Source organism: Streptomyces sp. NBC_00885, from assembly GCF_045207475.1.
GTDB lineage: Bacteria > Actinomycetota > Actinomycetes > Streptomycetales > Streptomycetaceae > Streptomyces.
The window spans coordinates 7,752,227-7,764,735 of the sequence record NZ_CP108796.1; the positions used below are offsets into that span (position 1 = coordinate 7,752,227).

8 protein-coding genes are annotated in these 12,509 nt (G+C 67.9%); all 8 read right to left on the reverse strand.

What is annotated here, in order from left to right:
- Positions 1-14 precede the first annotated feature (14 nt).
- Entirely contained in the window at positions 15-1,154 is a 1,140-nt protein-coding gene (locus OHA61_RS35365) for a hypothetical protein (RefSeq protein WP_406306454.1), read from the reverse strand.
- Positions 1,147-1,497: a hypothetical protein gene (locus OHA61_RS35370; protein ID WP_406306455.1), complete on the reverse strand. Its 351-nt coding sequence runs from the start codon at positions 1,495-1,497 to the stop codon at positions 1,147-1,149. Before OHA61_RS35370 ends, OHA61_RS35365 begins: the two co-directional genes overlap by 8 nt.
- Positions 1,498-1,500: 3 nt before the next feature.
- Entirely contained in the window at positions 1,501-2,166 is a 666-nt protein-coding gene (locus OHA61_RS35375) for a hypothetical protein (protein WP_266487771.1), read from the reverse strand.
- 88 nt (positions 2,167-2,254) lie between these two features.
- Positions 2,255-2,779 (reverse strand): SUKH-4 family immunity protein, encoded by a 525-nt coding sequence (locus OHA61_RS35380; protein ID WP_406306456.1) that lies wholly within the window; start codon positions 2,777-2,779, stop codon positions 2,255-2,257.
- A gap of 45 nt (positions 2,780-2,824) precedes the next feature.
- On the reverse strand, positions 2,825-9,223 hold the full coding sequence (locus OHA61_RS35385; RefSeq protein ID WP_406306457.1) for a DUF4157 domain-containing protein: 6,399 nt from the start codon (positions 9,221-9,223) through the stop codon (positions 2,825-2,827).
- Positions 9,220-9,552 carry a hypothetical protein gene (locus OHA61_RS35390; protein WP_406306458.1) on the reverse strand — a complete coding sequence of 111 codons (333 nt, stop codon included), beginning with the start codon at positions 9,550-9,552 and terminating at the stop codon, positions 9,220-9,222. Before OHA61_RS35390 ends, OHA61_RS35385 begins: the two co-directional genes overlap by 4 nt.
- Positions 9,543-11,639 (reverse strand): AAA family ATPase, encoded by a 2,097-nt coding sequence (locus OHA61_RS35395; RefSeq protein WP_406307587.1) that lies wholly within the window; start codon positions 11,637-11,639, stop codon positions 9,543-9,545. The genes OHA61_RS35390 and OHA61_RS35395 overlap by 10 nt, the downstream gene beginning before the upstream one ends.
- A gap of 33 nt (positions 11,640-11,672) precedes the next feature.
- Complete coding sequence (locus OHA61_RS35400) at positions 11,673-12,506, reverse strand: DUF4255 domain-containing protein (protein ID WP_406306459.1); 834 nt, start codon at positions 12,504-12,506, stop codon at positions 11,673-11,675.
- Between the last annotated feature and the right edge of the window lie 3 nt (positions 12,507-12,509).

Here is a 12,509-nt window from a genome sequence, read left to right on the forward strand (position 1 = left end):
AGTTCTCCTGGTCTTTACGGTCGTACGGTGCTGCTGCGGGCGATCAGTCCTTCACGTGAGAGCGTGAAGTTCTGCTGGTACGAGCCGGGCCTGAGGTTGTGCGTCACGCTCTTGACGTAGTAGTCGCCGTCGTACGTCACGCCCGAGCCGCGCACCCCCACCAACTCCCGTGGCCGCAGGACATATCCGTGCCGGTTGACATCCAGCGACCCCGACCCGGAAATCGCGTCCGCGGACGTCGCGGCCCTGGCGAGGGTCTCGGCCTCGGCCTGCCCGAGCTCCTTCTTCGCCGTACCGGAAAGGGTCTTGCGCTTGAGTGCGGGCGAGGCGCGCAGACCGAGCGGTGGCCGCAATGGGCTGATGTCGGGCTGCGCCAGCAGCCGCACGTCGCGGGTGCGCGGGTCCTGGACACGGGCCTGGGGCTCTTCCCTGGCCGTCCCGTCGTAGGCGAACGTCAGCTGGTCGACGGTGGAGTTGTTGTCCATGTTGACGTTCAGCGCATGCTGACGCTGCCCGAGCCGCTGCTCGGGACCCCAGAAGCCGACGGACCGGCCGATGCCCGGACCCGGCTCCAGATAGAAGGTGTAACCGTTGGCGCGGGCCAGCTCGTTCAGATACTGCAGATCCGTGCCGGTCTGGTAGTCGACACGCAGCTGCTCGCGGGGCGGCTGATGGATCTGCTCACGGATGATCCAGGGATCGATTCCGTAGTCCGCGTACCTCCGCAGAATCCGCTCAACACGCTGTGCGGGGCCGAGATTCGGATACCGGTCCGTCCGCTCCTCCAGATCCATCAGCAGGGTCAGATCCTCACCGGTGACGGTGAGCGTGGTCTGCCCCGGCTGATTGCTGGCGCCCACTTCCTGCCGCACGATCAGCCCGTCCAGGATCACCGTCGACGTGCCCTTGACGGACGTCGTGACGATCACCCTGGTCTTCGGATCGAAGTACCCCTCGGGCAGCAGCCGCTGAGTGATCAGCCCCCGCTTGGTCAGATCGAAGGCGAGCTGGAACCCGCTCCGTTCCCCGGCGGTCATGGTGATCTGCGCGGACAGCAGAGCCTCGGCCACCTCGGCCGGCACCGGACGCGTGAGCTTGGGCCCCATGTGCAGGGTGAGATGGACGGGCCCGCTCCCGATGGGCTCGTCAGCCATGGAACCCACCCGGCAGAGGAATGTCGATCGTCCGCCCCGGCTCGGCGGTCAGCTCCTGCGGGTCCAGTACGGGATTGGCGTCCGCGATCTGCCACCACTGCCCGGGGTCGCCGAAGTAGCGCTGCCCGAGATGATCGGGCCGCTCGCCACTGCTGACCGTGTGCGGGGCGGTCTCGCTGGCGGCCTCGCTGAGCGGAGGCAGCAAACGCCGCTTGGTGTACCGCACTTCGGTGCCGTCGGGGAGCCGGTGCACGCCGATCTCCGCGTCGTGGTACCGGCTGGTGCGGGGGTAGGGATGTGCCCCCGGGATCGCGTCCAGCGCACTCTCATAAGGATCAATCACGTCTTACAGCCCCCGTCCAAGACCGAGCTCGGCCAGCCGCCCGCCCCGCGCGGCGGCGGCGAGCCGTTCCTTCTGCGCCAGATGAGCGAGATACAGATCGGCCCCGCGGTGCCCGGCAGGCAGATCGCTCACGCTGAGCACCTTCATGCCGATGCCGAGGCTCGCCCTGATCGGATTGAGATTGACGTCGAACGCCGACTCGTTGATGGACAGTTCGGTGAGCCGCACGGGCATGACGCGCTTGCTCCCCCAGGTGAAGAGGGTCAGCGGCATCTCGATCGGGCTGATCTCGATGGTGCCCTTCTGCGTCCGGCGGGAGGCTTCGCGCAGCTGCGCGCTGGTGGGATGCACGAGCATCTCCAGCGTCGCGAGCTGCGGATGAATCCCGTCGGGCGCGGCGACCTCGAACTGATCGGTGGCATCGATCTCGGCGGTGAACTTCCAGGTCTCCTCGGCGGGGCCCTTGAGCCGGAGGGCCTCGTTGCGATCCCCTCCGCTCCCTCCGCCGCCGGCATCACCGGAGCCGCCGGCGGACTGGGGGGCGAGGGAACGTTCGAGGGTGTCGGGGTTGAACTGGAGGACGATGATGCGCTGGGGGGTTCCGCGCTCGGGGTCGACGACGACGATGCCGGAGCGGATGGGCTTGGGTATGTCTGCGTAACGGGTTATGGCCTTGTCCCCTTCTGAGCGCGAAGAACTATTGCCCGGCCCGATCTCAAATTTGTCACCGGAAGGCCGGGTGTTTCACTGATTCAGATTACAGACCCTGGTCGAAAATCATTGACCACCAGCCCGTCGGGTCATGAAGGGCATGGGAGTCGAGAAGTTTCAAGTAATCCCTTAGTAGATGGAGATGTTCCTTTGCCTGCTGTTTCGTAGAGTTGGCTTTAAAGAAGGTGAATCGCTCGACGCGAAAGAGGAACTCCAAGAATTTCGGCAGCGATTCATTAACTACCTCGACTTCCCCGTCTTCAAGGTCGACAAGGAGCGTGAATCCATGCTCCAGATCCAGGCAATAGCGCAGGCCGGTTTCATAATTTGGGGCGCCGATGCACAGCAGATTCAGCCGACTCTCCCCTGATTGGACCGGGATAATTGTAAATGCTTGCGGAGTCTCCTTGGTGGCCAATTGAAAGACGCCCGGTACGCGAGCGGGCAAGCCTACCGCGAAAAGAATTTCCGAGTCCTGCGGTGAAAACTTGACTGAACTGTCGACCTGACGATCGGCAGTGACTACATTGCTCTCGCCGAATGTGTTGATCAGTTCTTCACGTGTTGCCATCGACTGCCTCTGCTCATCTGGATGGGGGCCTCGCGATTCTAGCACCTACTTGCGTTCATTTCGTTGTGTATCCCCGTCCTCCCACCACGTAATAATAAATCGAATGAATTGCCCGTCCTTCAGGGTCTGGATCTTCGGGCTCATCTGATTGTTCGTGCGCTGGTTTACTGCCTCTTGAAGCATTCCGAGATTCTCCCACGCGTCTTCGCCGGCGCCCTGAAGGTCCCTTCGGTGGTCTGCTTGGCTCTTCCTGGTCTCTGCTATTGCCTTCTCGCGCATGCTCCTCTTGTCATCTGCCTTCTCTTTCGAGTCTTCCTCGTCCTTGGCGAATTCATCGCCGATCGCTGTTCTGATTGCCGCCAAGTATGTGTTGGTTATTCTGGAGTCCCGGCGATCGCCTTGGGGCGAAGGCGCCTTGAAGGGTGCCTTTGTGACGTCGTCCTCACTGCTCCATCGCATGAGTTCGAGCGCCTTCTTGGCGAAATGCAACTTCGACATTCCGGGCTCGTACGTGACGACGACGGGTAGTGCGTCCTCACGATTCTGCCCGGGTGCCGGGCGTGAGTCGCCGACGCCTCGACCCGCTTTCTTCTTTTTCTGGGCTTCTGAGAGCTGATGCAGGTTGACGATATTCCTGATGAATTGAGGGCTCTTACCCTTGGCCCAGTCGGAGTTTTGGATGTCCGTTGTATTCTTGGGTATGGTCCGTAAGGCTTCCTGGACTTTCCTTTCTGCGTTTTTTGCCACTAGAGTATGTGGATCTGCGTTTTCGCGGTCCATCTCGCTCACTAGGGCATTGAATCGACCCTCGAATTTTTCGACGAATTTGTCCTCCGAATCGTTTCCCTTGAAGAACATCCAATCGTCGATATCCCTGATGCCGAGCTCTGCTTCGATCTCCTGCTTCTTCGTTCCGCTGGCTTTAACTACCGCCTCAATGTGCTTCCGTGTTCCATCGCTCAGTTTCTCGCGTGGGTTGAGCGTCGCCTCGATCTCAAATCTGTTGGCATCGGACGCGTCGAGTTTTGACAGTCGGTACCAAGTACGCATCGCAAGAAGCGTCGCTCGAAGAACGGGTCGATTCACCCCGCGGCGCAACATTTTGTCGACCCGTGGGCGGATCCGCGAGGCGATCTTTTGGAGGCGCGCCTCCTTGGACTCCTTGGATTTCTCGTCTTTATTGCGCTTGTCCTGGTTCTGCTTCTTCTGGTCCTGCTGGTTCTTCTTGTTGTCGCGCAGCTGGTCGCGCTTCTTCTTGAAGACGTTGCGCAGCTTCGACGCGCTGTTCTTCAGCGCCTTGCCCGGCTTGCTCTTCTTGAGCTTCTTGCCCAGCGTCTTCGCCGCGTTGCGGACCTTCGTCAGGGCTGACTTGACGGCCTTCTTCGCCCTGCCCAGGGCGTTCCCCAAAGGAGACTTCGGCTTCTTGGGCTTGGTCGGCTTCGGACCCTCGATTTCCCTCTTCTTCTTGGGAGTCTGAGGGGTGCTGTCCTTCTGGCCGCCCGGAGTCTTGTCCTTCGACGGCCCCGGTGTCGTGTCCTTCGGCTTCGCCGGTGTCGGCTCCGGCTTCGCAGGAGACTTCGGCGTCGCCGTGTCCTTCGGTTTCGGCGGGGCCTTCGGGTTCGGGGAAGGCTTCGCCTTCGGCTTGGGGGACACGGCCGGCTTGCGCAGGGTCTGCTTGGCGTTCCGGATCGCGCCGCGCGCCTTGTTGACCGCCTCGCCGGCCGCCTTCTTCGCGCCCTTGCCCGTCTTCTTCAGGCCCTTCATGATCGTCTCGGCCATCGCCTTGAGGCGCTTGCCGACACCCTTGGTCGCAGAACCGAGGCGTTGCAGAAGGAAGTTGGCGATGAAGTCCAGCAGCGCGACAACGCCCGCGGCCACCGCCTCCGCGAACAGGCACGCCGCAGGTCCCGCCTTGACGGCCTTCAAGTAGGCCCAGAACTTACTGAAGGCGGAGAGGATCGAGCTGATGCTCTGCCAGGCCGCCATCAGGCCCTGGACGATCGTGAGGATCGCGCCCGCCGCCGGGACGATCATCGAGACGACCTTCTCGATCACGAGCGACGCGATCATCATCGGCAGCGACGCGATGATCGCGTCCCACGCCATCTTCCCGATCTGTTTGATCGAGACGCAGCCCTTCACCAGGACATTGATGACGGCCTTGCCCAGGCCGAGGATGCCCTCGACCTTCGTGTCGAACCACCGCTTCACACCGGTCTTGATCGCGCCCCAGAGGTGGTCCTGGATACCGGACTTCGCCGAGCTTCCCGCCTTGCCGATCCAGCCGCCCGGGTCCGGGGCGATGTCCGCCACCAGCGCGGCGAACTTGCCCAGCGCCTCGATCGCCGCCTGGGCGAACTTGATCGCGCCGAGGATGACCGCCTGATAGATCTTGATGACGGCCTTGATGCCCGCTTCAAGGACGTCGAGCAGCGCGTTCAGGCCCGCCGCCAGCGCGTCGAGCAGCGCGTTGACCGCCTTCTTCAGGCCGTCCGCCAGCGCGTTGACCCCCGCGATCGCCTTGTCGCGCAGGCCCTCGATCGCCTTGCGGAACTTGTCCCGCAGCTCCGGGAAGGCCGCGAGCAGCACGTCCCCGATGGCGATCAGCGCGTCCGCCAGCACATTGATCGCGCTGATGGCGAGGTCACGTACGAAGTCGATGGCCTTGTTGGCCCACTCCTTGAACGTGTCGATGATGCCGTTGACGAGCTTGCGCGCCGCGTCGAAGACCTTGGTGACCGCGTCGAGGATCGCGTTGAAGGCGCTCTTCACCTTGTCGGCGACCCAGCCGAAGAAGCCTCCGGAGGGCTTCTCCTCCTCCTTCTTCTTCTCGGCCTCCTTCTCCGCCTTCTCGCGCTCCGTGTCGATCTGAGCGTTGTCCTTGTCCTTGCGGTCGCTGACCTCCTTGTCCTTGTCGTCGCGGGCCTTGACGATTTCCTTGTTCTTCTCGGTGTGTTCCTTCTCGGACTTCTTGTCCGCGTCCTCGATCTTCTGGTCCTGCTCGGTGCGCCAGTTCTCGCGCTCGCGCTGGGCGTCCTCTGCCGCTCGGCCGCGCTCGGCCGTCTGCTTCTCCGCGTTCTGGGCGACCTCGCGGTCGATCTCGGTCTGCTTCTCCTGCTTGGCCTGCTGCTCGCCCTGCTGCTGTTCCTTCTCCTTGGTGACGAGGTCGCCCTGGGCCTGGCCGGCGGCTCCCTGGATCTCGCTGCCGCGCTCCTGCTTGGCGACCGCGCCGACGCCGGGCTTGGGCGCGGACCCGGCCTTCAGATCGCCTCCGCCGCCTCGCCGTCGACCGCCCGTGGCCTCGCCGACCAACTGCTCCTGGGGCGCGTCGGGGAAGATCTGGTCCTCGCCCATCGGCTTGGCCGCGTCCTCGCGGCCCGTGCTCTGGATGTCGGACTGCTTCTCCTTGAGCGCCTTGGCCTGGTCGTCCGTGCGCTTCGGGTCGCTCTCGCCCTCAAGCCTGATCTTGGGGGCCGGGCCGACTGTCTTGTTCTGCAGTTCCGGGTCGACGGTCGGGACGGCGTCGGCCGCGGCATCGACGTTCTTCGCCTCTTCGGCGGTCAGTTTGTCCGCCACCGGGGCCGGCGGCGGGGGAGTGTTGTCGGTGGGCTTCGCGCCCTCCGCCTTCTCGCTGCCCTTGGCCTTCTGCTTCTCGACCCGGTCCTCGGGCCCGAGCTTCTCGACCTTGCCGGTCACCTGGGCGGCCGGAGCGGCCGCCTCGGGCGGGCCCGACTGGGTGCGCGGGGCACCCGAAGGGCGTTCCCGCTTCGGCGGGTTGGCGTCGAGCCGCTGCTGCTCCTCGCCGATCTTCTTGTCCGCGGCGGCGTCCACACCAGGCATGGCGGCCGCGGCCTGGTCCGGCGCCAGCTTGCTGACCGTACCGATGGCTGCCTTCGGATCCTGGCCCGAGACGTCCGGCGGCTCCTCCTGCTTCTCCTCGGGAGCGGCCCCACCGCCGCCACCGCAACTGCCGCCGCCCTCCTCCTTCTCCGCCGCGGGCTCCGGAGGGGCGCAACCGCCGCCGTCCTTCTCCAGCGACGCCTCCGGAGCAGCCTGGGCACCTTCCGGTGCGGGCGCGCCCATCCTGCCGGGGCTGTCGGTCTGTTCGCCGGCCGGGCTGACCGCCGGCTGTGCCGCGGAGGGGGCAGCGCCAGGTCCCGCCGCGGCCGTCGGACCGGCCTGCTCGCCGCCGCCGACCGTTCCACGGGGAGCCGCACCGGGGCCGGCTTCCTTGGGGATCCGGCTCTTGGGGCCGGCCGCTTCCCGCTCGGACTTGGGCGGCTCGGCGTCACGCCGCGCTGCGGGGGAGGGGTTTCGGTCCTCGGCGGGAGCCTTCTGAGTTTGCGCACCCGCGGGCCTCATCGCCGCCGGGCCGGGCGACGGGTCCGGCGCGGCAGCTCCCTGCGGCTGCCCCTGTTCGCCTCGCTGTTCCTGTTGCCCGCGCTCCTTCAGCTCCTGCTGCTCGTCCTGCGCATCCTTGGCGTCAGGCCTTTCGTCGCCTTCGCCGGAGTCCCCGGCCCTGTCGTCCTGGTCCTGCTGTTGCGCGGGGTCCGTCTTCTCGGCCTCGGGCTCCTGCTGGTCCTTCTCGGTGGTCTCCGGGTCGGGGCCGACCTCCTGATCGGTCGGCTTCTCCGGTTGCAGGTCCTTCGCGCTGCGGTCCTGAGCCTCGGCCGCGGGCCCGCCCTCGGGCTTCGGCGCCTCGCCCTCGACCGGACCCACGTCCTCGCCCGGCGCCTTCGCCTCGGGCCCGGCGGATTCCTCGTCCTCCTCGGTGGCCTCGTTCTCCCTCTGCTGCTCGACCCGTTCCGCCTTGGTCGGCGGCGGTGCCGGGAACGTGGGGACGGACGGCTCCGCAGCACCAGGTGTCATCTGGTCTGCGGTCGGTACTGAGGAAAGATCCAGATCGGCGTCCGGCAGATAGTCCTCGGGCTTCAGCTCCGGCCCACCCTTGGCGGCACCGCCCCGGTCATCGTCCTGCTCGCCGCCGATCTCACCGTCCGCGCCCGCCTCGAGCCCGAGCGGCTTCTCCTCCTCGCGCGGCTCGTCCTCGTCCTCGTCCTTCTCGTGCAGCCCGTGCTCGGACAGCGCGCTGTCCCGCTGCTCCGCCCGCTCGTCCACCTTCTCCGGGCGTACGGGACCGGGCTGCCCCTTCGCCTTCGGGTCAAGGTTCTCCTGCTTCGAGCCGTCCGCCGGCTTCTTCGCGTCGTCCTTGCGCTTGCGCTTGTCGGCGCCGGGGGCATTCGCCTGCTCCGGGTCCTGCTCCTCCCGGTCGCGCTGTTCCTTGCGCTCCTCCTTGGTCTGCTCGGCGCCGACCGCCCGGCCCTGCGCGCGCTCGTCCGCGGCCTCGTCGACCCGCTGCCGGTCCTGGTCCTGCTTCTCTCCTTCCTGCTGCTGTTCCTGTGCGGCCTGCTGCCGGGACTGGGCGCGTTCGTCCTCCTGCTCCGTGCGCCGGGCGGCCTCCTCCTTCTCGGCCGCTGCGTCCGACTGTGCCCTGCTCCGGTCGCCGCCGCGCTTATCGTCGCGCGCCCTGGCGTCCTTCTGCTCCTCGCGGGAGTCCTCGGCCCGCTTGTCCTTCGCGCCCCGGCCGCCTTCCTCCTTGCGCTTCCACTGGGTGCGCTCGACACCCAGGAGCTCGAAGAGATCGGTCTCCGGTTCCGGCACCTCGGCAGGCTGGAGGTCGACGGGCCCGGTCTCGGACTCCTCGGCGAGGTCGAGCAGCCGGTCGTACTCGTTGGAGAGCAGCCGCACTTCCAGCCGGTCCAGCACCGAGTCCTGCAACTGCGGTGACATCCGGCCGAGTTGGAGGCGTACGCGACCTGACAGATCCGCCGGGTCGCCGCGGAGGGAGCGCAGCACACCGTTCGCCAGACGGTCCACCAGCGTTGCGGGGTCCAGCTGTTCCATCCGGGACCGGTCGGCGTCGACCGTGGCGTAGCGCAGCCAGCCGGGCGTCGACTGTTCCGGCTCCACCTCGGGGGCCTGCTCCTCGCCCCGTACGAGAGCCTGCGCCGCCGATTCCGCCTCGCGCTCCATCGCCTGGTGCGGCAGGCTCACCGCACCCAGGTCGCGGCCGGCGCGCAACGCGCCCAGACCGTCCGGGTTCTGCACCGTGTGCAGCAGCTCATGGGCCAGCAGCCGCTGCCCGTCCGCAGTACCCGGACGGTAGGTTCCCTCGCGGAAGAAGATGTCCTGACCGACCGCCACCGCGTCCGCGCCCAGCATCTCGGTGAGCTGCCCGGCGTCCCGGTCGGTGTGCAGGCGCACCCGGCTGAAGTCGTGGCCGAGCTGCTCCTCCAGCTCCCGCCGTACGCTCAGGTCGAGCGGCTGTCCGGCCCCGCTGACGATGTTCTTCGGCTCCGGCGTACGGGACTTGGCGCGCTCCTTGCGCTTGCGCCGCCGTTCGGCCTGCGCCGTCTGCGCGTCCTGGGCATGTGACGTACTCATCGCGGCTCACCCCGCCCCGAAAGTCCCGCGTGCACGGCACGCGCCAGCGCCTCGCCCAGTCGCCCCGGCGAGATGGTCGAGGGCAGCGGCGGCAGCCCCGACAGTCCGTCGAGAGCCCGGCCGCCGTCGGCGGCCAGCGGCACGCCCCGCTCCCGTACGAGCCGGGCCAGCTCCGCCTGGAAGGCGGCCGACACCCGGTCGGGGTCCAGCCGCTCGAACCCATCGAGCACCAGCTCGCCGATGTCCACGCGGATCGTGCGCTCCGCGGGGCGCGGTGCCTCGCGTGGAGCTTCGCGCGGTGCCTCGCGCCGTGCCTCGTTCAGACCCATCCGTGGACCTCCGAGGGCGTCAAGGAGCGGTCCAGCTTGAGGTATTCGGTACGCGCCGCCTCCAGCATGTGACGCATCTGGAGCCGGTCGCCCTCCTCCGCCGCGAGGAAGGCGCCCGACAGCGCGATATTGCGGATCGAGCCGCCCGCCACCGTCAACCGGGCGAGCTGCTCGGGATCGATGCCCTTCATCGGTGCCCGAGCGGGCAGCACTCGCCGCCAGATCTCGGCGCGCTCGCTCTCACCGGGGAAGGGGAAGTCGACGACGAAGCGGATACGGCGCATGAACGCCGTGTCAAGGGCCTGCTTCATGTTCGTGGTGAGGATCGCGAGCCCGCGGTACGCCTCCATCCGCATCAGCAGATAGCTGACCTCGAGGTTGGCGTACCGGTCATGGCTGTCCTTGACCTCGCTGCGCTTGCCGAAGAGCGCGTCTGCCTCGTCGAACAGCAGCAGCGCGCCGCCGCGTTCGGCAGCGTCGAAGACCTTGCGGAGGTTCTTCTCGGTCTCGCCGATGTACTTGCTGACGACCTGCGAGAGATCGATGATGAACAGGTCCAGGCCCAGCTCCTTGGCCATGACCTCGGCAGCCAGGGTCTTTCCGGTGCCGGAGCCGCCCGCGAAGAGCGCGGTGACGCCCAGCCCACGGCGCAGCGTCTCGGCGAAGCCCCACTCCTGGTACACGGTCGAGCGCTGACGCACATGCGCGACGATCTCGCGCAGAATCCGCAACTGCCGCTCGGCCAGCACCAGATCGCCCCACGCCGCCCCCGGCTCGATCCGCCGGCCCAGCTCGTCCATGCCCATCCGGGCCTCGGTGAGCCCGGCCCGCCAGGCAAGAGCGGTGGCGTCCAGTTCGTCCTCGCCCGGCAGATCCCGTACGACGGCCGCGCCGGCGGACCGGATCAGATGCGGCGGCAGCGAGAACTGCTCGACGAGATCCCGCAGATCCTCCTCGCTCACCTCCGGTACCTCCGCGAACGCGTTGGCCCACACGCCCAGTTGCTCATCGCTGTCCAGCGGGGGCACGGTCACGCGCTCGCCCCGCGGCCGGGCAGTCTGCCGGGGATCGAGGCTGGAGACGACGAGCGGAACGGCCGCGCTCTCGATGAACGCGTCCGTCGCCGCGGCCTGGTCGCGGTCGAGCTCGCCGACCTCGACGAGCAGGGCGGCAGGCAGCATGATCGCCTCGCGCTGCCACAGCCGTGCCAGGCGGTCGCGCTCGGCCGGATCGGTGGGCATGTCGTCGGCGGCCATGGCATAGAGCCCGAGCCCCGAACGGCGGGCCGCCGCAGCGGCGATGTCGGCACGGGTCCGCAGATCGCCGCCGACCAGCTCGACCCGCAGCGGAGCATGCGCTCCGGCTCCCGCCCAGCCCGCGGCGACCTGACTCGCCGCCAGATCGTAGGAGGCGGGCAGGGACTCCGGTGCGGGCGCACGGCGCAGCAGTCCGTGCAACCGGGAGTCCAGATAGGGCGAGCCGACGAGGAAGTGCAGGATGCGCTCGTCCAGCCGCAGCCGGGAGGTCGTCAGCCGGGTCTCGTCCTCCAGCTCGACGAGCCGCCAGCGGCGCAGCGGGGCGACGGGGGTCAGCGCGCTCCAGTGGGCGCCGTCGAGCGCGGCCAGGGCGAGCGAGAAGGTGGGGTGGGCGCGCTCGGGGTCTCCGCTCGCGGCCGCACACCGTCCACCGGTCGTGGGGTCGAGCTCCGCGGCGGCGGCCAGCAGGACGACGTCACGCTCGAAGGGGCTGAGCCCGAAGCAGGCGACGAGCGAGTCGAGCGTGGCGGGGCCGCGCACGCCGGGGGCGGCTGCGAGACGGCCCTGGGCTGCCGGTTCGCCTCCGGCTGCGGCGGTGGGGGCGCTGCCTTGGGCCGCGAGTTCGCTCCGCGGAAGGGGCGCGGCGCCCGGGTCACCGCCCTGCCTTCCGGGCTCATCCGCCGCATCCGCCGCAGGGCTCTCTCCGCGGCCCGGCCGTCCCTGCGCCCGGGCCGCATGGGCGTCGATACGGGTGAGCACGGACCGTACCGCCGCGAACAACGCACGCCCGTCCGCCGTGGTGGACCCAGCCTTCCCGTCGAACGTGCCCATGCCCTCACCCGCCCCCGTGTCGCGCACCGTGCCTCAGCTCTCCTTGCCGTCTGCGTCCGCTTCGGTGCCTTTACGGGCACGAGCGGGGGCGGCCCGTTTCGCGACCGGCTTCGCGGCAGCCTTGGTGGCCTTCGTCGCGGCCCGCTTCCGCACAGGCACAGCCGCCTCGGGTTCCGCGTCAGGCGCAGGCTCCGGCTCGGTCGGCGGCTCGGATGCGGATGCCGGCGACCCACCCCCCGGCGGCACCGGCGCGCCCGGTGCCCCGAACGGCAGCACCTTCACCGTCCGCCGCTCCACGGGCTTCGCCGGCACCGGCCTCTCGCGGCCCTCGATCAGGACCAGCGACGCCTGGTACGCCACCGACAGGGTGTACGGGGTCTGGTGGAGCATCCCCCACAGCTTCGACGTCTCGTCGATGTCCATCACCGTCGGCGTGAACCGCACCTTCTGCGGCGACTCGGCCAGATCGCTGCCGGCCAGATACGGCCGCTCCGCCGCGAGCTCGATCAACTCCTTCGGCAGCACCGGGATTTCGTGCAGTGTCCGCACCACGCAGCCGATCAGCCGCTGTCCGACCAGCTCCGCCTCCTCCCCGTACGCACTGATCAGAAAGTGCAGGTCCAGCGCGGCGGCGGGCCGCTTGAGGAGCGTGCCGTCCGAGGCGCGCGTCGGCAGGTCGGTGTGGCGCATCGAGGGGTTCGGTGTGACCTGGTACAGGAAGACGTTGATCGTCGGCTCGGTGGGCGGTTCGGCCGGTGGTTTACGGGTCTCGACCTTGACCGCGATGTCCATCTCGGGGCTCAGGTTGTGATCGATCAGCAGGGCCAGTGCCTGGGTGACCGTCGCGATGGCGAGTGCGTTGCTCATGAC

Excerpts from the sequence above, each read along its gene's own strand:
- OHA61_RS35365 (WP_406306454.1), bottom strand. The coding sequence starts at position 1,154 with ATGGCTGACGAGCCCATCGGGAGCGGGCCCGTCCATCTCACCCTGCAC.
- OHA61_RS35380 (WP_406306456.1), bottom strand. The coding sequence starts at position 2,779 with ATGGCAACACGTGAAGAACTGATCAACACATTCGGCGAGAGCAATGTA.
- OHA61_RS35385 (WP_406306457.1), bottom strand. The coding sequence starts at position 9,223 with ATGAGTACGTCACATGCCCAGGACGCGCAGACGGCGCAGGCCGAACGG.
- OHA61_RS35390 (WP_406306458.1), bottom strand. The coding sequence starts at position 9,552 with ATGGGTCTGAACGAGGCACGGCGCGAGGCACCGCGCGAAGCTCCACGC.
- OHA61_RS35395 (WP_406307587.1), bottom strand. The coding sequence starts at position 11,639 with ATGGGCACGTTCGACGGGAAGGCTGGGTCCACCACGGCGGACGGGCGT.
- OHA61_RS35400 (WP_406306459.1), bottom strand. The coding sequence starts at position 12,506 with ATGAGCAACGCACTCGCCATCGCGACGGTCACCCAGGCACTGGCCCTG.